Origin of the sequence: Cryobacterium tagatosivorans, from assembly GCF_004402215.1 — a bacterium.
GTDB lineage: Bacteria > Actinomycetota > Actinomycetes > Actinomycetales > Microbacteriaceae > Cryobacterium > Cryobacterium tagatosivorans.
In genome coordinates this window covers 77548-98468 of record NZ_SOEZ01000006.1, presented here as the reverse complement: position 1 = coordinate 98468, position 20921 = coordinate 77548, and the positions used below count along the sequence as shown (strand labels likewise).

Below are 20921 nucleotides of genomic sequence, written 5' to 3'. Positions count from 1 at the left end.
TCGATTTGCGGGTTGATACCTCGAGGTTAGTGCTCGTCCACCCGCCACGCTTAGTTCACGAAGCTGGCCTAAGCCAAGCCTGATCGCGGCCTTGGTACTGCGGCCGGAAGTGACTTCAGGAAATGCCGAAAGCGTTTCCGTCGAACCTCGTTTTGACAGAGACAGATCTCATCTGTCGCGAGAACTGATACCCGCCTGAGAATGACTGGAGCGGAGGGCGGGAAGTCGAACCCTCGCGTTCAGCTTGGGAAGCTGCCGGGCCGCCGTGGAGCTATAGCACGGATGGACGCGAGCACGTCCTCTCGGTCGCTATGTTGGGATAGGAATAGCGGCAGCAATCGTCTCGCCGGCACGGGATTGATTCTTGGGGTGGCAGTTGGAGCAATTAGCGACGTACACGCCGAGCATCGATCCGGGACATTGATCCGAAATCGGTCCTTTCGTCACCGGATCCGTCACGGAAGCCGCCCCGCTCACGGCGTATTCCGAGCGTGAGTTGTTCACGGCGGTGACGCCAATGGTTCTGTGGGCGTGGAAAGGCGCGGACCTTCCGTTGCGGCGCGACGCAGTGTTCGTGCAGCACATCATCGAGCGTTACGTCGACGAAGGCATGGCCAGTTACACCGATGCAGGCCGGGGGACGATCCGCTCACGACTGCTTCGAACCGCGGAGGCGCTCACCGGCATGACGGTCGACAAGGCTGCGCTGCAAGGCCTCAGCCCCTCCGATCCGACAACCCCGTATTCGAAGGGCGATCTCGCAACACTGCGAACGTGGGCACAGTCGCAAGCGACCGGTGGCCGGCAGACCAGCGCGGCGGTCCTGCTGGCCCTCGGCATCGGTGCCGGGCTGGCCGGCCGGGAAATTCTGGCGGTTCGAGTCCGCGACATCGAAGTGAGCGACCACGGCGTGGTCGTAACCGTGTGCGGTGACCGACCGCGCGACGTGGGTGTTCTCCGCTCGTGGGAAGCGGCGCTGATCGACCGGTCGCGGTCCGGGGATGCTGACAAATACGCCTTCCGTGAGGCGCGCACCTCGGAGAACCACAACGCCATCACCGACTTCGTTGCGCGTTCGGCGGCGCCGATCACGATCCAGGCGCGACGAATGCGCACCACCTGGATCGTGCACCACGTGAATGCCGGAACGCCGATCCCCATCTTCCTGGAGGCCGCCGGGATCCAGTCGCTGGAGGCCTTGGACCGCTTCCTGGTCTTCGCCGACAAGCCGAGCCGGGCGGAGTCGCTGCGTTCCCTGCGCGGGTAGCCCGGCCAGCCGGCGCCTCCTGCTCCGGACATATGGATCGTTATCGGCGCCCTCATGAGGGGGAACTTTGGGTCAGATTGGTGCGAGGCTCACATCGGCGTTGCAGCCGGCATCGCCCGGGACCGCCTGATAGGCCTTGGTCGCCCGATTGAACGGGGAAGATCTGGTTCCACGGATATAGCGGATGTCAACGACGCGCTCTCCGAATCGGCTCGATGTCCTGTCGCCGTCCCTTTTTTGGGTCGGCGATCGGATTAGTCGCGGCCAAATTCATTCCGCGGGGGAGCTCGGCGGACGAATTCGCGCCATGACGTTCGTCGCGTTTGCATGATCGGCTGCGATTCAGCAGCGGGATGACACGGGTTGGAGCCTGAGCGTCTGCAGTCCTGACCCTGCCTAAACCGATCGGTACGACTCGCCCCACGACCGGGATTCCCCAGCGGCCGCGCGCTGCTGCGGAACGTGCCAGGGGTTGTCATCTCTGAGCGGCTCGGGCAGCAGTCGCTGCGGAACCGACTGGTAGGCGACGGGGCGCAGGAATCGCGAGATCGCGGTGCCGCCCACCGAGGTGCCCGTGTCGTTGGTGGTGGCCGGCCACGGTCCGCCGTGCTGCTGCGCGGAGGTTACGGCAACCCCCGTCGGCCAGCCGCCGAAGAGCACGCGCCCGGCGTGGCCGGCGATCCAGGCGATTAGGGATCGCAGCGCGGACGAGTCCTCGTCGCGGCCTGCGTGCACGGTGCCGGTGAGGTTGCCGTCGAAGAGCTCGTCGACGAGGGCGACGAGGGACTCCTCGCCCTCGTACTCCACGATCACGGAGAGCGGGCCGAACGCCTCGTCCAGCAGCCTGTCGCGCTGAGCGATGAGGTCACCGGCGGAGACGCGCACGATCGTGGGGGTGGCCCAGCCCTGCGCCTCGTTGTCGAGCCGCAGTGAGCCCTCGACGATCGTCTCTACGCCCGGGGTAGCGAGGATGGTGTCGCGCCGCTCGCGGTATCCGCCTGCGATCGAGGGGTTGAGTAGGCGGTGCTCCGATGCGGCGACTCGTGACGCGATGAGTTCGGCGAAGCCCTCGGCGGCGGGTGCGAACAGGAAGCCCGGTTTGGTGCAGAGCTGGCCGGCCGACCCCGAGACGCTCGTGACGAATTCATCGGCGATCTCCTCCGCCCTCTCGTCGAGCGCCGCCCGAGTGACGAAGACTGGGTTGACGCTTCCCAATTCGCCGTAGAACGGGATGGGCACAGGCCTCGCGGCCGCAATGTTGGCGAGCATGCGGCCGATGCGGGTCGAGCCCGTGAAGCTTCCCGCGGCGATGCGCGGATCGTTGAGCAGATCAATGCCGGTCTGCTGCCCCGCGACGAGCTGCAGGATCCCGCTGGGTGCGCCGCTGCCCTCGAGCGCCGCTGTGACGATCTCGACGGTGCCCAGCGACAGGCGCGGATGCCCGGGGTGGCCCTTGACGATGACGGCGCAGCCCGCTGCTAACGCAGACGCCGTGTCACCGCCCGCGACGGAAAAGGCGAAGGGGAAATTGCTCGCCGCGAAGTTGAGCACGGGACCAACCGGCTGGCGGTAGCGGCGCAGGTCGGGGCGCACGCCGAGCACGAACTCGGTATCGGCTTCGTCGATGCGTACGTCGAGGTACCCGCCATCGACGACGACGTCGGCGAACATCCTGAGCTGTACGGCCGTGCGCATGAGCTCGCCGTTCAGCCGCGCCTCGGTGAGGCCGGTCTCCTCTCGGGCGATCCGGACGAGCTCTTCCTGCGCCGGCGTGAGGGCGTCGGCCGCGGCGACGAGCGCACGTGCCCGCTCGCGCGGCGGCATCGCCGCCCACGCCGCAGAGGCTGTCGCGGCGGTGCTGGCGACGACGTCAAGGTCGATCATGCCGCGGTCTCCGCGAGCTTACCGGCGCGGTGACGGCGGCAGCGGTTGAGGAAGTCGTCGAGCAGCTCGATGTCGAACTCCTTGACGATGTCGGCCGCCGAGAAGTCGGACGACTCGCTCGTGATGAGCACGGAGCCCAGTCGGCCCGGGTCGTGCACGCCGACCTCTGGACCGTACTTCTTGCGCGCTGCGGCGAGCTTCTCCCAGTTGCCGTCGAGGTGGGCGACGGCGAAATCGAGGTTGATGCGCTGCGTGACGTGGGGGAAGTAGTTGGTGCTTTCCTTGAGGGTCTCGCCGAGCGGTGAGATGATCGCCGAAGGGGCGGGTGGGCGGATGCACGCCGCTACGTAGGCGCGCAGCGAGTAGGCCCAGTAGTTCTGCATGAGGCTGCCGTGGTACTCGGAGCTGAAGATGATGAGCTCCGGCTTCGCCTGCGCGTACTGCGCGCGCAGTTCCTCGAAGTTGAGGTCGAAGCAGATCGCGGCACCCACTCGGCCAAAGTCCAGGTTGAAGACGGTGGGCCCTGTGCCGTATTCGAGGCCGATTTCCTCGTTCTCGGGAACCGTGGGGTGGTTCTTTACGTACTCGCCGACGATCGCCCCGGAGCGGTCGATGATCTGGGTCGCATTGCGCTTTCCATCGTCGTCAATGAGTCCGCTCGAGTAGGCGATGTAGCACCCGTTCTCCGCGGCGCGCGATGAGAAGTAGTCGCGGACGCGCATCCCCCGGTGCACGTAGTACTCGTGCTGGCGATCGGTGCGGAAGCCCGTGCTGTCGGGACGGTCGGCTGCCTCGGGCAGCACGATGATGTCGGGTCGGTCGGGCAACACCGCCTCGAGCCGCTCGGCCCAGTGCGCGATCTCTCGGTCGATGACCTCATCGACCGACACGTCGGCTCCGATCGTGAGAGGCACAGCTGTGAGACAGCTGACGGTGACGGGTCGAGACATGGTGGTCCTTTCTACGGCCGTGCGGGGTCGATGAGTTCGGGAACGATCAGGCGCGAGTCGGCCACGATCAGGCGGCCGTCGCGGTAGACAGATCGCACCTCGCCCAGTCGCTCGCTCGCGTCAGTCCCGTCGAGCACGACCAGGTCGGCGATGTACCCGGATGCCACGAGCCCGACCTCGCCATCGATCCCGAGCGCCTTCGCGGCGTTGCGAGTAGCCATTGCGACCGCTTGGGCGGGTGTGACCTGAAATCCCTCGATACCGCAGCGTAGGGTCTCGTCGAAGCGCCGGAACGGGGTAAACCGCACTCCGGCGTCGCTCGCGAGCACGAGGGTGATGCCCGCCTCCCAGACCTCGCGGGCCCACCGGTAGTCGGTGGCGAGCGCACCCGTCGGTGAGGCAGCCTTGGCCGCCTGCTGCTCGATGGGGCTTCCCGGTTCGCGGTCGGGCAGCAGCGCCCGCGCGATGCCTGCCATGGTCACAACGACCGATGTGCTCGTCGGTGCGAGCAGGGCGATGAGATCGGCGGTGTCGCCGTAGCGGCCCGTCTCGTCGCGCCAGTAGCAGTGTTCGAGCGTATCGACGCCCGCCGCGACGCTGCGGCGGATGCTCTCGGCGTTGAGAGAGTGGGAGGCGACGGGCCGGCCGAAGCGGTGCGCCTCAGTGACAGCGATACGCAGCTCGTCGACCTCGAACTGGGGTAGCAGTACGTTGGAACCGCGCGTCATTGCGCCGCCGCTCGACATGATCTTCACGAGGTCGACGTCCTCCGTGCATATGGTGCGCACGGCCTTGCGGATCTCCTCCGGCGAGTCGGCGGCGTTTCCGCACCAGTGCAGGTGCCCGCCCGTCGTCGTGAGCGGGGCGCCCGCGGTCAGGATTCTGGGCCCCACGAGGGTGCCCGCCCGAACCGCATCGCGCAGCCCGCGCACGACGTAGCGGGTATCGCCGCAGTCGCGCACCGTCGTAACCCCGCCCAGGAGCGCTTCCTGCGCGTTACGGCTGCCGACGATCGAGAGCTCTGCCGTGCTCGACGACTCGAAGCGGGCACGGGTGGCTTCATGATCCACGTCGCATGTGAACAGCAGGTGAACGTGAGCGTCGATGAAGCCGGGGGTCACGGTGCTGCCGGAGAGATCGGTTGCGGCATTCCGCTCGGCCTCGGGCACGTTATCCCAGGGGATGACCGCGCTTATGCGACCATCGCGGATGCCCACCGCGACATCGGTGCAGGGAGGTTCCCCGCTGCCGTCTATGAGAGTGCCGCATCGCAGCCACTGCACGCTATCCACCGAATACCCTTTCGAAGTTGCCGCGCAGCACCGCGCGTCGCTCGGCGGCGCTCGCGCCCTCGAGCACGGTGAGCACTGGTTGCATTGATGTCTTGTACTCGGCCACCGGCCAGTCCGAACCCCACAGAACCCGCTCCGACCCGAAGCTGTCGAGCGCGCGCTCGAGGAACGGCACGAGGTCGAGGTGGGGAGCCGCGACGGCCGAGAAGAACGCGGAGTCCGGGGTCTTGGCGAGAATGTTGGGGTGCCGTGCGAGGTCGAGGAAGGCGTTGAACTGATCCGTGTCAGGTCCGGATGCCACATCCGGCCGGCCGAGGTGGTCGACGAACACGGTGAGATCCGGATGATCCGCTGCCACCCGCCCGACGGCGCGGAGCTGGTCCGGCCGACAGTGGAACGTGAGCGACGTCGCGCGGTCGGCGAGCACCTCGAGCAAGGGGGCGACCGTGCCATCGGCGAGCCACGCGACATCCGCGTCGTCGAAGATTGTGAACCGCACCCCGCGAGCACCGCGATCGAGCAGCTCTGCAACCGTGCCAACGACCGTGCCGACGAACACGTCGAGCTTGAGGATGGCGACGAAGCGGCCCGGGAATTCGGCGAGTGCCTCGAACACCGGGCTGTTATCGGAGCCCATCGGCTGTGGCACTACCGCCGCCGCGGTCTCCACCCCCGCCGCGTCCATCACGGCCACGAGCTCTGCCGCGTTCGTGGAGCCCGATGCGGTGCGCTCAAGGTGCACGTGTGCGTCGTGCGGGCGGAAATCGAGGTTCATGTTGGTCTCCTGGCAGTGGTCACAGCGTGGCGCCATAGCCCTCGCCCATGGGCGACTGGCGCTCGATGGCGGCAGCGGCGGCGAGCATGACGCTGACGATCTCGGCCTCGCGCTTCTTGGTAAGCCGAGCGAGGGGAACGGAGCAGCTGATCGCATCGAGTACCGGGTTCGCATAGCGCAGGGCGAAGCCGAAGCATTTGAGTCCCGCAGTGTTCTCCTCGAGGTCGATCGCATAGCCACGGTCGCGAGTGGTGCTGAGATCGTCCAGGAGCACTCTGCGGTCGGTGATGGTGTGTGGGGTCAGTTGAGGGAGCGGGGTCATTAGGTGCGCGTCGAGGTCGACGTCCATGCGCTGTGCGAGGAGGGCCTTGCCGAGGGAAGTGGCCGAGGCAGGAAGGCGCCGACCGACGCGATTGATGACCCGCAGGTACTGGGACGACTCACGCGTCGCAAGATAGATGATGTCGTTGCCGTCTAGCCGGCCGAAGTGCACGGTCTCATCGAGTTGCTCGTTGAGCGAGTCGAGCATGGGCTGCACGAAACGGAGGTGCGGGTCTGCATCGAGGTAGCTCATTCCGGCCATGAGGGCGCGGATGCCCACCCCGTAGAGCGTGCCCGTCTCGTCGCGACGAACCCAGCCGCGCTGGCTCAGGGTGCGCAACAGTGCGTAGCAGCTGCTCTTGGGAATCCCCAGGGCCTCGCTGATCTCGCGTAGGCGCGCCGGCCTGTTCTGGCGCGAGGAGAGCAGCTCGAGAATTTCCACCGCGTAGGCGGCGGACTTCACCTCGCGCACTCCGCCCTCGGGCGGGTCTGTTTCAGTCATGCATGAAACCTATCTCCACGGTATTCGGCGCTGCGGTAACTAATCCGCAATAACTCTTTACTTCAACTTATCTAATCATGTAGCCTCCGTCTTGTACAGTACACAGCGTCTACACATGGAGACAACATAGTGCAACTCACGACCGATCTCGAGGCGACCATCCACCGCGCAGAGCGCATGGCGGAGGTTCTAAAGGAGCGCATGGGTGCCGGAGTGCTCGCCTTCCCCCTCAGCCCCTTCACCGTCGACGGCGCCGACATTGATGTCGAGGCGTTCCGCGGGCATCTGCGACGCCATATCAGCGCGGGTGCGAGTGCCCTCTTCGTCTGCTGCGGGACCGGCGAGTTCCCCGCGTTGTCCGAAGACGAGTACGCCCAACTCATTGCCGTCGCGGTCGAGGAGGCCGGGGGAAAGACTCCTATTCTCGCGGGCGTCGGCTACGGCTGGGCGCAGGCCGTGCGCTTCGCGCGCATCGCGGACGAAGCCGGTGCCGACGGCGCCCTGGTCATGCCCCACTACCTCGTGCACGGTACCCAGCTCGGGCTCGTTCGCCAGATCGAGGCCATCGCAGGTCGCACGGAACTGCCCCTCATCGTGTACCAGCGCGGACTCGTGTCGTACTCCGTGCCTTCGATCCGGGCGATCTCGGCTATCCCCACCGTCATCGGGCTCAAAGACGGGCGCAGCGACTTCGGCCAGTTGCAGCAGCTCAAGCTCGCGACGGCACCCGAGTTCCTCTACTTCAATGGCGCCCTCACCGCCGAGATGCAGGCTCGCCCCTACTCGAGCATCGGAGTGAGCGCATACTCCTCCGCTGTGCACAGCTTCGCACCCGAGATCGCCTCCGCCTTCTTCGCCGCCAACCAGGCCAGCGATGACGCGACCATCGACCTGCTGCTGCGCGAGTTCTACTCGCCCTTCGTCGAGCTGCGCGACCGCCAGGCGGGCTACGCCGTCTCGCTCATCAAGACCGCCGCCCGTCTACGCGGCGACCAAGTCGGACCCGTGCGGGCACCCCTACTCGACCCCGTCGGCGCCGATCTGGCCGACCTCGAGGCCATCGTCACGCGCGGGCTCGCGCTCGTGGGGGCGTCACTGTGAATCCCGCCATCGCGACGAAACTCGCCGACAACGGAGTGACGCTGCAAGTGCAGCGGCCGCCGCGGTACCGCTACGTTCCGTTCACGCGGGCGGGTGACATCCTCTACTTCTCGGGCAAGACGGCCATGAGCGACTCGGTCGTGCGTTACGCGGGCCGGCTGGGCGCAGAGTTCGGCATCGAGGAGGGCAAGGCGGCCGCACGGCTGTGCGCCGTCAACCTGCTCTCTGCCATCGAGGCGGGCATCGGGCTCGAGAACGTGCGCAGTGTGCTCAAACTCACGGGCTTCGTCGCCAGCACGCCGGAGTTCTTCGAGCAGGCGACCGTGATCGACGCGGCATCCGCCCTCATCGCCGATGTGCTGGGTGAGGCGGGCGAGCACGCGCGGTCGGCTGTCGGGGTGGCAGTGCTACCCGGTAACTCGGCCGTAGAGATCGAACTCGTCGTGCGGACGGTCGCGGCGGAGTGAATGCCACCGAGGCGGTCCAGGACCGCATCGCCACCGGGCGCGCCGCACTCGCGCGACTGCCGCACGTCTCACTCGCCGCCCTGCCGACACCGCTCGATGCCTGCCCGCGCCTCACGGAGGCCCTCGCCGGACCCACGATCCTCATCAAGCGGGACGACTGCACCGGGCTCGCCTTCGGCGGCAACAAGGTGCGCCAGCACGAGTACGTGCTCGGATCGGCGATCGCCGCGGGCGCCGACTGCCTCGTGCAGGGCTCCGCCTCGCAGTCCAACCACTCGCGCCAGCTCGCCGCGGCGGGCGCCAAGCTCGGCCTCGAGACCTTCCTGCTGCCCAAGCTCGACGCCATGAGCAGCCCCCTGCAGGGGAACTACCTGCTCGACCACCTGCTCGGAGCCACGATCATCCCTATCGCCGCCGAGCAGAGCACGATAGAGGCCAAGGCGGCCCTCGTGACGCGGCTGCGCGCCGAGGGCCGCACGCCCTACGTGACCGGCATGGGGTCGGATGACGCGCTCGCACTCGCCGCGGTCGCCTACGTCGATGCGGTGTTCGAGATCGTCGAGCAACTTCCCGAAGGGCGCACGCTGGACTGGATCTACACGGCCTCGCAGGGCAGTACTCAGGCCGGGCTGCTCGTCGGCTGCGAACTGCTCGGCCTGCCTACGCGCGTCGTGGGCGTCAGCCCGATGTCGGACAGCCACGAGGCCTACATCGCCCCGAGCGGCGTGCTTGATCTCGTGCGGCAAACCGCGTCGGCGCTGGGTTTCGAGTCCCGGGTCACGCTCGACGACATCCTGGCGGACTCTGACTTTGTCGGTCCCGGCTACGGCCAGGTCAACGACGCAACCATCGAGGCGATCCGCACCCTCGCGAGCGTCGAGGGAGTGCTCCTCGATCCCGTCTACACCGGGAAAGCCTTCGCGGCTCTCCTCTCCCACACTCGTGCCGGTCGATTCACTGCCGATGAGACAGTCGTGTTTCTGCATACCGGCGGGCTGCCCGGGATCTTCGCCTACAGCGATGAACTCGCGCACCCGTACAGAGGAATTACCCAGCCTCCGGAATCCGGCGGTACCCCCAAGAAATCGAGAGAGGAACCAAGAGAATGAATCACACGAAAGCGGCAGTCGGGCTCGCGATCGCGGTCAGTTCAGCGCTGCTGCTCGGAGCCTGTTCCACCGATCCCTCGGAGGGCGGAGGTCCCACCACCCTCAATATCGTGTCCACAGAACCATCGTCGGGTCTCGACCCGGCAACCGCGGTCACGCAGTCCTCCCTGCGTGTGATCGAGCTCATGTACGACACGCTCATCGACTACGACGAGGACAACAACCTCATTCCGATGGTTGCGGAATCGTGGACGGTATCTGACGACGGCCTCACCTACGACTTCGTCATCCGGTCGGACGCCGAGTTCAGCGACGGCACCGCCATCACAGCAGACGACGCGGCGTACTCCATCCAGCGCGCCGCCGACTCTGACGCCCTCAAGGCGCCGCTCGCGGTCATGGACTCGATGACGGTCGTGAGCCCCACCGAGCTGCAGATGACCCTGACCGAACCGTCGCGCGTCTTCCTCAACGCTCTCGCCTCAACTGGAAGCGCCGCGATCCTTTCGCAGAAGGCCGTCGAGGCCGACCCCGACTACTTCGTGTCACCGACGGTCACATCGGGGCCATGGACGCTCAAGGAGCTGGTTCCCAAGAGCCACGCCACCTTCCGGGCCAACCCCAACTACTGGAACAAGGGATTCCCCAAGTTCCAGACCATCACGTACACCTTCAGCACGGACACCACGGCGAACGCCGCGACGCTGGAGACGGGCACGGCGGACATGACCTACAACATGGTTCCTGCTGACGCGGTGCGCCTGGAGAAGGCCGGCTCGATCCAGTTCTTCGAGGCGCCGAGCCCCGGCATCCTGATGTGGGGTCTCGACAAGTCGCAGCAGCCCTTCAACGACGTCAACGTGCGCCAAGCCGTCGCGTACATGGTGCCGCGCTCCGACCGCCTCGAGGCCTGCTGGAGCGGTGTCGGCCCTGTGTCGTACGGCGACCTGATCTACGAGGGCAACCCCCTGTTCGCCGAGGGTGCGCAGCGCTTCGACGTTCCGGCCGATGAGGCGCTGGCCACGGCCGGCGAACTGCTCGACGAGGCTGGCTGGGTCATGGGTGCCGACGGCGTTCGCGAGTCAAATGGCGTCGGGGGCATCGCGGACGGCACGAAGTTCGCGGTCGACGTGCCCTACGAGAGCACCTGGCAGCAGGCTCGCTGCAACACGGAGACACTGCAGCAGTCGCTCAAGCCGCTCGGTGTTGCCGTGACCCCGCAGGCCTACGACTCGGCCAGCTTCTACACCGATGTCGCGGCCGATAAATTCACGATGTACCACGCGGGCAACAACTACGCGACGGAGGACGCCTACTTTGCGCAGTCGCTCACCTGCGACGGTTCGGTCACCAACCTGATCGCCAAGTGGTGCAACGAGGAGGTCGACGCGCTCATCGCGCAGGCCCAGGCCACGTCCGACATCACGGAGGCGGCAGATCTCTACCGCCAGGTGCAGGACATCATCCTGGACGAGCAGCCCATGATCACCACGGGCGCTCAATACGCTGTGATCGGAGCGTCTCCGCGACTGAAGGGCTACTACCCGCGGGCTGATGCATCCAACCGGGGCCTGATCTACGCGACCCTGACGCAGTAAGCACACCGGTCGTACCGGGCGGGACAGCTCCCGCCCGGTACGGCCACCTCGTCCCCACCCCCGTCCCCGCTAGCCGAAGGAACCTAGGTGCTCCAGTACGTCATACGACGCATACTGATCGTGATTCCCCTGCTGCTCGCGCTCTCGGTGCTGCTGTTCCTCTATGTGCACGCCGTTCCGGGCGATCCCATCGCGGGAATGCTCGGACCCAACGGCAGCCCCGAGCTCATCGCCCAGATCCGGGCCGACCGCGGCCTCGACCGCCCCCTGCTCGAGCAGTACGCCGACTGGCTCGCGGGCCTCTTCCGCGGCGACCTCGGAGTCTCGCTGCTGACCGGCCAGAAGATCACGCCCGTCGTCATCGCGCGCATCCCGGCCACAGTGCAGCTCACCCTCATGAGCCTCTTCTTCACGATTCTCATCGGACTTCCCGCGGGATTCGTCGCGGGCCGCCACCGCGGCACCTGGATCGACAAGGTGCTCTCGCCCGCCGCACTGCTCGGGCTGTCCATGCCTGTCTTCTGGATCGGCACGCTCCTCATCCTCGTTCTCGCGGTCAATCTGCACTGGCTGCCCACAGGCGGGTACATCCCCTTCACCCAGAATCCCGCGAGGAGCCTGCAGCTGACGTTCATGCCGGCCTTCGCGCTCGGAATCCACCTCTCGCCGTTTCTTGCCCGCATGGTGAGGGCGACGACGATCGAACTGCAGCAGGAGCAGTTCGTCATCCAGGCCAGCATGAAAGGTCTGCTGCCGCGCACCATCACTTACCGATACCTGCTGCGCAACGCGATCGTGCCCGTGCTCGTCATCCTGGGGCTGCAGCTCGGCACCCTTCTCGGGGGCCAGGTCATCATCGAGCAGCTCTTCAACTGGCCCGGGATCGGCCGACTGCTCGTGGAGGGCGCCATCCAGCGCGACTACCTCGTGGTGCAGTCGCTCATCCTCGTCATCGCGGCCGTCTATGTGATCGTTAACCTGGGCGTCGAAGTGCTCCACGCCTGGCTGGACCCGAGGGTGCGACTATGAACACGAACATGCTCGACGCCATCAACGCCGCGAAGCCCAAGCTCCGCAGGCGCATCACGACCGTTCCCGTCGGCGGGGCCAAGGCCATCACCTTCCAGGCCGTGGTCGGACACCGCCGGGCACTGCTCGGCGCCATCCTCACCGCGATCGTCGTGCTCGTCGCGGTCGTGAGCATTTTCTGGACGCCCTACGATCCGACCGCGTTCAAGACGGGCGCACCCTTTTCTCCCCCCGACCTAGCCCACCCGATGGGAACGGACGTCTACGGACGCGATATCCTCTCCCGCATCATGGCGGGAGCGCAGGTCTCGCTCACCGTCGCGGCGAGCGCCGTCGCGGCCGCCGCGATCGCGGGAACGGTCATCGGCCTCGTCGCGGGCTTCGTAGGCGGCGTGCTCGACCTTCTCGCCACCCGCATCGTGGACATTATGCTCGCGATCCCCGGACTCGTCTTCGCTCTCGGCATCGTCGCACTTCTTGGTCCCTCTGCGCGGTCGGTCACGGTCGCCCTTGCGATCGTCTACACGTGGCAGTTCGCACGCATCGTGCGCAGCGTCGTGATCTCGGTGCGCAGCCGCTCCTATGTGGAGGCCGCCCGCGGTCTCGACGTGGGTCCGCTCACCATTATGGGCAAGGACATCTTCCCCAGTGTGCTGCCGATCCTGATCGTGCAGGTCACCACGGCGCTGGCCTGGGGCATCCTCGACGAGGCGAGCCTCGGATTCCTCGGCCTGGGAGTGCAGCCCCCGAATCCCTCATGGGGTTCGCTGCTCATCGAGGGCCGCCAATACCTCTACGACGCGCCGTGGCTCGCGCTGGGTGCCGGATCCGTCGTCGTGGTGGCCGTGCTCGGGGTCAACTTCCTCGGCGACGGACTGCGTGAGATCGTCGACCCGCGTTCAGGACGGAAGAACTGACATGACCGAACCACTCCTCAAGGTCACCGGCCTCACCGTCGAGTTCCTGGGACGGCACGGAACCGTGCGCGCCGTCGACGACGTGTCGTTCACGATCGGGCGCGGCGAGATCATCGGGCTCGTCGGCGAGTCGGCCTCGGGCAAGAGCACGCTGGGTCTCGCACTCATGCGCATGGTTCCGTCGCCGGGCCGCATCAGCTCGGGTTCGATAAGCCTCGAGGGGCAGGATCTCGCGGCCTTGAGCGAGGCGGAGATGCGCACCGTGCGCGGCAGCCGCATCTCCCTCATCGTGCAGGACGCCCTCGCGACCATGAACCCTGTGACAACGATCGGCGAGCAGATCGAGGAGGTCATCCGCGACCACGGCGACCGCTCGAGCCGCGCCGAGCGCATGACCCGTGCGGCGACCATGCTGCGCGAGGTGCGGCTCCCGAACGTCGACCAGAACCTACGCCGCTTCCCGCACGAGCTGAGCGGCGGCATGCAGCAGCGCGTCGCGATCGCCGAGGGCCTCGTGCTCGGACCGCAGGTGATCATCGCCGACGAGCCGACGACCGCGCTCGACGTGACGGTGCAGGCGCAGATCCTCTCCCTGCTGCGCGAGATCTGCGACACCCGCGGCACGAGCATCGTCTTCGTCACCCACGACCTGGCGACGGTCGCCGAGATCTGCGACCGCGTGATGGTGATGTACGCGGGACGCATCGTGGAGTCTGGGACTGTGCGCGAGGTGTTCCGGCAGCCCGCCCACCCGTACACTAAGGCGCTCCTCAGCGGTCTGCTGCCGCTCGCGGGCGAACCGCTGGCCGAACTCGATACCCTGTCCGGCCAGCCGCCGAGGCCGGAGGACTGGCCGACGGGCTGCCGCTTCCACCCGCGGTGTCCGTTGGGGGAGGCTCTGGATCATCCGGAGATCTGCATGACCGACGACCCGCACGTCGACGAGTCTCAACCGCACTGGGCCGCATGCCACTTCGCCGAGCTGCAGCAGCCGGCCCTGACAGAGGAGGTGGCCGGATGACCGAGGAAGCGCCTCTCTATTCCGTGCACAACGTCACGAAGGACTTCGCGCGCGGCCGTCGGCGCAGCGTGCGCCCGGCGCTCTCCGAGGTCTCGCTCGTGATCCGGCGCGGCGAGGGTTTCGGCATAGTCGGCGAGAGCGGGTCGGGCAAGACTACCCTCGGCCGCCTGCTCGTCGGATTCGACACTCCCACCGAAGGCGAGATCGTGTTCGAGGGCCGTGCCGTCGTGGGGATGAAGCGCGCGCAACGCCGGTCGTTCCGGCAGGGGGTGCAGATGGTGTTCCAGAACCCGTTCGCCTCGCTCAACCCCTTCCGCAGCATCCGCGACACCCTCTCGGACGGGTACGCGCACCGGCGAATGTCGTCGGGCGAGCGTGATACCGCCATGAAGGACCTGCTCGGCCTCGTGGGCCTGCACGAGTCGATGCTCGACCGCTACCCGCACGAGTTCAGCGGCGGCCAGCGCCAGCGCATCGTGCTCGCGCGGGCGCTCTCGGTGAATCCGTCGGTGCTCGTCGCCGACGAACCCGTGTCGGCGCTCGACGTGTCGATCCAGGCCCAGGTGCTCAACCTGCTGAACACGCTCAAGAAGACCCTGGGCCTGACCGTCATCATGGTCACCCACGACCTGCGCGTCGTGAACTTCTTTTGCGACCGCATCGCCGTGATGTACATGGGGCGGCTCGTGGAGGTGGGCGATCGCGACACGATCATGAACGAGTCCTCGCACCCGTACACGCGCATGCTCATCTCCGCGGCGCCCAATGGAGACCCGGAGGAGCGCTCCGAGCGTCCCTGGGTCAGCAGCGAGCTCGCGGCCTCCGAGCCCCCCGCCGAGGGCTGCATCTTCGCCCCCCGGTGCTGGCTGCGCCAGCAGCTCGGCAACCCCGAGGAGTGCGTCACGACGCAGCCACGCGCGCGCCCGCTGCTCGACGGCCCCGCGCCCGACGAGGCACACCTCGCCGCTTGTCACTTCGCCGAGGACGTGCCCGAGCAGGCGCGCCTCGCCCAGGTTTCCTGATGATGGTCCCCCGATGACGGACGAACTCGCCGGGCGCGTGCTCGACGCGCTACGGGAGCGCCCGAGCGGCGTCTACCTGAACTCGGCCGCCGAGGGGCTCTTCCTGAGGTCCCACGCCAGCGCGATCGAGCGCTACGCCGAGGCGAAGTCCCGCGGCTCGCGCGGCCGTGCAGCGCTTGGCGAGATCGAGGAGCGGGCGCGCGGCCTCTTCGCGGGGCTCCTCGGCGCCGCAGCGGGTGACATCGCCTTCGTGGCGAGCACCTCGCGCGGCCTCGACGCTGCGATCAAGTCCATCGAGTGGGATCCGGGTGACAGCATCGTGCTGGGCGACGCCGAGTTTCCCAGCGCGTTCTTCTCGGCGGCCCTGCTCCAGCGCGAGGGCGTGACCACCACGCTCGTACCGTACCGGGACGGCGCGGTGCACGAGAGCGACATCGCCGCGGCGATCGACGACAGTACGCGGCTCGTGGTCGTGAGCCTGGTGAGCTACAAGACCGGCCAGCGCATGGACATCGGCGCGATCGCCGCCGCGGCCCACGCGCACGGCGCGCTCGTGTTCGTCGACGCGGTGCAGGCGGTCGGTGCCGTCACTGTCGCGCCCGACGGTGCCGACTTCCTGTGCGCAGCCACCTTCAAATGGATGCTGGGGGCCCACGGCCTCGCCGCGCTCTACGTCGCCCCGCGGGTGGCCCAGCACAGCCGTCCACCCTATGCGGGTTATCGCAGCGTTTCGGAGCTGTTCCCGCCCGACGTGCGCCACTTCGAGCTGTACGAGGACGCCCGACGCTACGAGGAGGGCATGCCTAACCTGCTCGGCATCAGCGTGCTAGAGAGCGCCCTCACACACATGAACGAGATCGGCATCGCCGAGATCGAGCACCACAACCAGGCCCTCGTGGGCAGGCTGCGCGACGGCCTGCACCATCTCAGCGTGCCCGTACTGTGCCCGGATGACGTGACCACCCGCGGCTCGATCGTATCGTTCGAGAGCGCTCGGGAAACCGAGATCGCAAGCTATCTCGATAGCCTCGACACGACGGTGTGGGCACGGGACGGACGCGTGCGCCTCGCCCCGCACGCCTACAACACCCAGGCCGACATCGACACGGCCCTCGAGCAGCTCGCCGCCTTCCCCGGAGGACTCTCGTGACCATCGGCATCGCGATCCTCGGTGCCGGCCGCATCGCCCACTCCCACGCCCAGGCGATCGCGCGCTCGCCGCACGCGAGGCTCGTCGCCGTCGCCGACCGGGATGCCGCGACCGCAGAGCACTTCGCGCGCGCGTACGGCGCCCCGCTGCACACCACCGATATCCGCCGCGCGATCGGCGCTCTCGGCGTCGAGGCCGTCATCGTGTGCAGCCCCACGACCCTCCACCACAACCACGCAATCGCGGCCCTGGAGGCGGGACAGCACGCGCTCGTCGAGAAGCCGTTCGCGGTGGACGTGGCCGAGGCGGCCGCGATGATCGGCGTCGCCGAGACTTCCGGCCTGCAGCTCATGAGCGGCCAGGTGCTGCGGTTCATGCCCATGTTCAGTTTCGCGAAGCAGTTCATCGAGGCTGGCCGGCTCGGCTCGCCCGTGCAGTCGGTCGAACGCCGACTGACGTTTCGGCGCGACCAGTTTCCGTGGTGGAAGGACCTGCCGCAATTTCTCGTGTCGCACTGGGGCTCGCACTCCCTCGACATTCTCTGCCACCTGCTCGACGACGACGTCGATCAGGTTCTGTGCTCCGGCTCCTCGGTGGTGAGCGAGTTCGGTGTCATCGACGACTTCACGTTGCAAGCCAGGTTCCGGTCCGGGTTTCGATCGGCGATTGCCATGTCATTCACCTCGCGGTTCCCGGTGCACGACATCGTCCTCATCGGCGAGAACGCCACCCTGCAGTTCGACTGCTACCGCCGGGTCACCGTTGACGGTGAGGTAGTGATCGAGCGCGCCGATCAGCAGATGATGGACGAGGGCTTCGACGCGCAGCTGCGATCCTTCGTCGGGGCGATCCGCGGAGAGCACGCCCTCGAATCCTCGGGCAGCAGCGTGCTGCGCAGTCTCGCGGCCCTCGCCGCAGCTGAAGCCTCCGTGTCGACCGGTCAGCCGGAACGGCTCGGGACTGAGCCCTTAGCTACTTGAGCACGGCTGGAACGATGCTGCCCCCGCCGCTCAGCGCGACGCATCAATATCTGGTTTACGCGGTCGAGGGCACGGAAGAACTCAACGAACGAATCCTCCTTACCGCGCAACGCACCCCAGAAGGCGTCGAGGGTTGCGCTCCCCGCGACTGCATCCATCCGTGTTCTGCGCTCGCTCGTGTTCTCAATGAATTGGCTCAGAAGATCAATGCTCCGCGGATCGGCTCCCTGACTTAGAATCTTCAGCTCTACACCCACGCCGTCGAAGAGGCTGTCGTAGGTGAGCGTGACCGACGTCCACAGTGGCATCGCGGCGCCTGCGGTGGCTGCTGACCGGAGAGTATGAGCGAGCACGACCGGACAGTGTCGTGGGGTAGTCGTGGAACGCATGTCGGGCGTACGACTCGAAGGGGTTGTAGACGGCGGCATCGAGCTTGTTCTCGATGATGACCGCGATGCCGAGCGCGCCGTTGGTGCACCCCACGGGACGCCGTGCCAGCGGCACGGACGAGCATTGATGGGTACAGCGACGGACGACCTAGTGATCGGGCGCGCGGTCTTGCGCGGCCTCGGCGAGAAGCGCCGCCCGCGCTACTTGCGTCATGTGAGTTCTGGTCGAAATGCCGAGGGCGCTGACTTGAACGGCGGTTGGCGCTCAGAACACGAGGTCGGGATCGGCGGCTGGGTAGCGGTCGATTATCTCGTCGGCGCGAGCGAAGGCTCGGGTGGCCTCGTCTGGCCGCCCAAGGTCGTTACACAGCTTGCCCTCGCGACGGAGAAACACAATCACCCATGTCTCTTCTGTGCGGCCTCGGCGTCTTCCTGTTTGTTGCGTTTGGCGCAGTTGTCCCGCGTCGGGCGACCTGCCCTGCTCTGGAACGACACTGGGGCCGCGCAAGCAACCCTCGACCTTGTGGCCCAGTTCGGAACAGAGGCATTGGTTCGACGAACCGGGTCCGTTCCCGTCGCCTCCTTCACCACGACGAAGCTTCGTTGGCTCCGCGATATTCCGTATTCATGGTGACCCGTTCGTGCGGTGGTGAAACAGCGAACGGGGTTGAAGTTTACGAAGGCCGACTACGGCCCGTTGTGCTGGGACCGGCGACCGAGAATTGGAACTCGCCCAGAATTGCTAAGGAGCTGAGCAATGCAGCCTGCCTTCCACGGAGCAATCATCCTGCGCGGCGGCTCGCGTCTTGCCACACAATGTCGGCTCCAGACTGGTGACCCGTGAGAATGTTTAGCCAGCCAGCTCGATGAGGATCGTGAAGGCCAACCCGAACACCGCAAGGCTGAATACGACGACCGCCCATGCGAAGAGCGGCACCGCGCTGGTCAGGGCCACGCGCTTGCCAGAGGATCCGACCAGGATCGCGTGCGCGGAGCGATAACGGCGGTGGCCAATCACGAACAGCATCGCCGTGATGAGAAGTCCGGTCGCGGCTACGAGAATACTCAGGATGCCGAAATCGACGACCAGCAGGCGCGCGGCGACAAGAAACCCTACGGCAGAGGACAGTGTGGTGCGTTGCCAGGACAGCGCTGTCCGTTCGGCTTGGAGACCGACATCGAATGGTCGGTCGAGGGTGCCGCTCACGAAATCAGCAGGCCGATTCCGAGAAGGAGCCCCGCGATGGCCACCCCGATCCCGATGGGTCCCGCGAGGCTCGGCATGGGAAGGGGACGTTCCAGTCGGAGAGCCCGCTCGACGTTCATCCAGCCGAACCAAGCCTGGAGAGGCGCGAGCACCCCGAGGGCTATCAGGAGGAGCGATGCTCCCAGTCTGAGGCCCGGTGAGATCGGGAGGGCGAAAGCCTCCAGCGCGATGCCTCCAGCGATCAGGGCTAGGGAGGTACGGATCCAAGCGAGGAAGGTGCGTTCGTTGGCGAGGGTGAACCGGGCGTCCGGTTCAGTGCCGACGTCGTAAACGCGGCGCGGGAATCTGCGCGTTTCGCGATCGGGTACGGTCAAAGCGTGCCGTAGACAGTGCAGCGGGCGAATTTGCAAACGAAAAGGACTACCGGTGCCACCGCACCCCGAGCAGTCAGCATGATCACGATCTGGCGATATTCATCATGCTGTCGACTCTATCGCGTGGCAGCGCAGCAGTGAGGTCTCTAAAGAACCGTCTAGCCGGTCCTGACTGGCGCCAAAATCAGCTGATGGAGGTTCTGGCAGCTGATTGCTCGGTCTGCGCCATCGGGTGACGGTGCCACTATCCTCGGGCCGTGCCTTTGTGCTAAATTCCGACGGTTCGGAATCCGGCGTTGCCCATCGAGGAGTCCGGAGTATTCGATGATCTTGCGGAGTTGCGGTAGCGATTGCAGTACGACGAGTGGCACAGGTAGGAGCCCCCACGCATGACACGTGACGCTCCCTCGCTGGGACCGGTCGGGGAGGTTAATGGTGATCGGAGATAGTAGCTGGCGTCGAACCAGTCAGCGCACCACTCCCAGACGTTGCCAACCGTCTGCCATAAACCGTACCCATTCGGTTCATAGGAACGGACCGGTGCCGTCGTCGACCAGCCGTCCTCTGACGTGTTCCGGTTGGGAAACTCACCTTGGAAGATATTGACGCGCCAATGCGGCGCCATCAAGTCCTCACCCCAGGGATACCGCGCGCCGTCGAGACCACCTCGCGAGGCGAATTCCCACTCTGCCTCAGTGGGCAGGCGTCTTGCCGCCCAGTCGCAGTAAGCGACAGCGTCGTTCCAACTGACATGCACGGCAGGATGATCATCCAGGCCATCGACAGACGATTCGGATCCGCCCGGATGTCGCCAATCTGCTCCACGAACCCCGTACCACCAAGGTACCCCGGTAGCCGGACCCATGATCTCGTCCCGCAGTGCCTCGACCGCGAGGTGGAAGACGGCGGAGAATCCGAAGCTCTCCGCTTCCGTGACGTAACCGGTCGCATCGACGAAACGTGCGAAATCGGCGTTCGTCACGCTGGTGACATCGATCGAAAAAGGTGCGACTTCGACCTGATGCACCGGCGTCTCCCCGTCGGGCCGGTTCCCGTCGCCCGTCGAGTCACCCATCAGAAACCGCCCGCCCTGAAGCGCCGCCTGCTCGATGCAATGGGTGCCGCTACCGTCTACTCCACGAACTGTCGCACTCCGCGTCATTCGCATATCAGGTGCTCGGCTCGGAGCGCAGCACGAATGGGCGTGATCGGCCTCGTCGGCAGAACGACGCAGGTCGGGAGCATTCGACCGGCTGGCCGCCGCCGGTCCGCTCAGCCGTTCATCAACGTGTGACATGAATACCACGGTACCTGCACCCACGGTCGGATGCGCGCTCACGTGCCAGAGACGAGCCGTGCGGGCGCAGAGCGAGGGGAGCTGGCCCTTCCCGAGGCGACCGCGCGCCTCGTCTAGTGGGAAGCAGCCGGCACCGCGAGCTCCCTGCGGTCGGAGGACCTTGGTCATCAATCTCGATGGTGCTGCGAATACGGTCGACGCCATCGCGGAGCGCTGGACGAAAATCGTGCTCGGTCCTTCGCTGGCAAGCACGTGTGGCAGCGCTGGGA

General features: G+C 66.4%; 21 protein-coding genes. 12 read left to right on the top strand and 9 right to left on the bottom strand.

Annotated elements, in window-relative coordinates; translation table 11 throughout:
• The first annotated feature begins 496 nt into the window (after positions 1-496).
• Positions 497-1267 carry a hypothetical protein gene (locus E3O23_RS00585; RefSeq protein ID WP_134486755.1) on the top strand — a complete coding sequence of 257 codons (771 nt, stop codon included), beginning with the start codon at positions 497-499 and terminating at the stop codon, positions 1265-1267.
• A gap of 396 nt (positions 1268-1663) precedes the next feature.
• Here the strand turns inward: E3O23_RS00585 and E3O23_RS00580 are convergent, their stop codons facing one another.
• From E3O23_RS00580 to E3O23_RS00560, 5 genes are read right to left on the bottom strand one after another with little or no spacing between them, the layout of a single operon-like run.
• Complete coding sequence (locus tag E3O23_RS00580; protein WP_134486752.1) at positions 1664-3151, bottom strand: aldehyde dehydrogenase (NADP(+)); 1488 nt, start codon at positions 3149-3151, stop codon at positions 1664-1666.
• The gene (locus E3O23_RS00575; protein ID WP_166790352.1) at positions 3148-4065 is read right to left on the bottom strand and encodes a nitrilase-related carbon-nitrogen hydrolase; all 918 of its coding nucleotides are present in this window, start codon (positions 4063-4065) and stop codon (positions 3148-3150) included. The genes E3O23_RS00580 and E3O23_RS00575 overlap by 4 nt, the downstream gene beginning before the upstream one ends.
• A 47-nt stretch (positions 4066-4112) precedes the next feature.
• The gene (locus E3O23_RS00570) at positions 4113-5393 is read right to left on the bottom strand and encodes an amidohydrolase family protein (protein ID WP_134486746.1); all 1281 of its coding nucleotides are present in this window, start codon (positions 5391-5393) and stop codon (positions 4113-4115) included.
• The gene (locus E3O23_RS00565; protein ID WP_166790351.1) at positions 5386-6168 is read right to left on the bottom strand and encodes an amidohydrolase family protein; all 783 of its coding nucleotides are present in this window, start codon (positions 6166-6168) and stop codon (positions 5386-5388) included. Before E3O23_RS00565 ends, E3O23_RS00570 begins: the two co-directional genes overlap by 8 nt.
• Positions 6169-6187: 19 nt before the next feature.
• Positions 6188-6991, bottom strand: coding sequence for an IclR family transcriptional regulator (locus E3O23_RS00560; protein WP_134486740.1), 804 nt, complete (start codon positions 6989-6991; stop codon positions 6188-6190).
• 129 nt (positions 6992-7120) lie between these two features.
• On the opposite strand from E3O23_RS00560, the gene E3O23_RS00555 reads away from it, so the two are divergent.
• The 10 genes from E3O23_RS00555 to E3O23_RS00510 all read left to right on the top strand — a co-directional run bounded on the left by E3O23_RS00555 (position 7121) and on the right by E3O23_RS00510 (position 17385).
• Positions 7121-8092: a 5-dehydro-4-deoxyglucarate dehydratase gene (locus E3O23_RS00555; protein ID WP_198415096.1), complete on the top strand. Its 972-nt coding sequence runs from the start codon at positions 7121-7123 to the stop codon at positions 8090-8092.
• Positions 8089-8559, top strand: coding sequence for a RidA family protein (locus E3O23_RS00550; RefSeq protein WP_134486737.1), 471 nt, complete (start codon positions 8089-8091; stop codon positions 8557-8559). The genes E3O23_RS00555 and E3O23_RS00550 overlap by 4 nt, the downstream gene beginning before the upstream one ends.
• Positions 8556-9668, top strand: a complete 1113-nt coding sequence (locus E3O23_RS00545) for a D-cysteine desulfhydrase family protein (protein WP_134486734.1) — start codon at positions 8556-8558, stop codon at positions 9666-9668. The genes E3O23_RS00550 and E3O23_RS00545 overlap by 4 nt, the downstream gene beginning before the upstream one ends.
• Positions 9665-11266: an ABC transporter substrate-binding protein gene (locus E3O23_RS00540; RefSeq protein WP_134486731.1), complete on the top strand. Its 1602-nt coding sequence runs from the start codon at positions 9665-9667 to the stop codon at positions 11264-11266. Before E3O23_RS00545 ends, E3O23_RS00540 begins: the two co-directional genes overlap by 4 nt.
• Positions 11267-11353: 87 nt before the next feature.
• The gene (locus tag E3O23_RS00535) at positions 11354-12295 is read left to right on the top strand and encodes an ABC transporter permease (RefSeq protein WP_134486728.1); all 942 of its coding nucleotides are present in this window, start codon (positions 11354-11356) and stop codon (positions 12293-12295) included.
• Positions 12292-13212, top strand: a complete 921-nt coding sequence (locus E3O23_RS00530; protein ID WP_134486726.1) for an ABC transporter permease — start codon at positions 12292-12294, stop codon at positions 13210-13212. Before E3O23_RS00535 ends, E3O23_RS00530 begins: the two co-directional genes overlap by 4 nt.
• A gap of 1 nt (position 13213) precedes the next feature.
• On the top strand, positions 13214-14233 hold the full coding sequence (locus tag E3O23_RS00525; protein WP_134486724.1) for an ABC transporter ATP-binding protein: 1020 nt from the start codon (positions 13214-13216) through the stop codon (positions 14231-14233).
• Complete coding sequence (locus tag E3O23_RS00520; protein ID WP_166790350.1) at positions 14230-15255, top strand: oligopeptide/dipeptide ABC transporter ATP-binding protein; 1026 nt, start codon at positions 14230-14232, stop codon at positions 15253-15255. Before E3O23_RS00525 ends, E3O23_RS00520 begins: the two co-directional genes overlap by 4 nt.
• A 13-nt stretch (positions 15256-15268) precedes the next feature.
• Positions 15269-16405 carry an aminotransferase class V-fold PLP-dependent enzyme gene (locus E3O23_RS00515; RefSeq protein WP_134486721.1) on the top strand — a complete coding sequence of 379 codons (1137 nt, stop codon included), beginning with the start codon at positions 15269-15271 and terminating at the stop codon, positions 16403-16405.
• On the top strand, positions 16402-17385 hold the full coding sequence (locus E3O23_RS00510) for a Gfo/Idh/MocA family protein (RefSeq protein WP_166790349.1): 984 nt from the start codon (positions 16402-16404) through the stop codon (positions 17383-17385). Before E3O23_RS00515 ends, E3O23_RS00510 begins: the two co-directional genes overlap by 4 nt.
• Here the strand turns inward: E3O23_RS00510 and E3O23_RS00505 are convergent.
• Positions 17346-17693 (bottom strand): hypothetical protein, encoded by a 348-nt coding sequence (locus tag E3O23_RS00505; protein ID WP_134486718.1) that lies wholly within the window; start codon positions 17691-17693, stop codon positions 17346-17348. The genes E3O23_RS00510 and E3O23_RS00505 overlap by 40 nt on opposite strands.
• Before the next feature lie 70 nt (positions 17694-17763).
• Here E3O23_RS00505 and E3O23_RS18785 point away from each other — a divergent pair, with 70 nt between their 5' ends.
• Complete coding sequence (locus E3O23_RS18785) at positions 17764-18408, top strand: hypothetical protein (protein ID WP_420897627.1); 645 nt, start codon at positions 17764-17766, stop codon at positions 18406-18408.
• Between the two features lie 216 nt (positions 18409-18624).
• On the opposite strand, the gene E3O23_RS00495 is transcribed toward E3O23_RS18785, so the two are convergent.
• The 3 genes from E3O23_RS00495 to E3O23_RS00485 form a co-directional block, all read right to left on the bottom strand.
• On the bottom strand, positions 18625-18981 hold the full coding sequence (locus tag E3O23_RS00495; RefSeq protein ID WP_134486716.1) for a DUF202 domain-containing protein: 357 nt from the start codon (positions 18979-18981) through the stop codon (positions 18625-18627).
• Positions 18978-19355, bottom strand: a complete 378-nt coding sequence (locus E3O23_RS00490; protein WP_134486713.1) for a YidH family protein — start codon at positions 19353-19355, stop codon at positions 18978-18980. The genes E3O23_RS00495 and E3O23_RS00490 overlap by 4 nt, the downstream gene beginning before the upstream one ends.
• A 268-nt stretch (positions 19356-19623) precedes the next feature.
• Entirely contained in the window at positions 19624-20523 is a 900-nt protein-coding gene (locus tag E3O23_RS00485; RefSeq protein ID WP_174776571.1) for a formylglycine-generating enzyme family protein, read from the bottom strand.
• Positions 20524-20921: the final 398 nt, after the last annotated feature.